Source organism: Paracholeplasma vituli (assembly GCF_025446935.1).
Lineage (GTDB): Bacteria > Bacillota_I > Bacilli_A > Acholeplasmatales > UBA5453 > Paracholeplasma > Paracholeplasma vituli.
Map to the genome: position 1 here is coordinate 1 of NZ_JAOEGN010000043.1, position 307 is coordinate 307.

Sequence of the window (307 nt, forward strand, 5' to 3'; positions counted from 1 at the left end):
CCCAGTTTAGGGAGTTTGATGTAGCCTTTTAATAGAACGATGTTATGGTTAACAAGGTTGGTTGTGTACCCATAGTCTTGTTTCTTAGAATGGAACTTAGGTAAGTCTTGTTTACGTTTAAAGAACATTCTAAAGGCTTTTTCAAGATTGAGTTGGGTATTCGCGAGAGACAATGAATCGACGTCTTTCAGAAAGGGATAATTCTCTTTATACTGTGCAGGACGGTTATATAATTGGGTTTTATTCAACTCATAGTGTTTCTGTTTATCTTCTAACATCTTATTCCATAAAAAGCGATTATGGCCTA

Annotated in this window: 1 pseudogene; it reads right to left on the bottom strand. The window is 35.5% G+C overall.

From position 1 onward, the window contains the following. Positions 1-307, bottom strand: a pseudogene (locus N7603_RS08985) (RNA-guided endonuclease TnpB family protein); the annotation flags it as partial.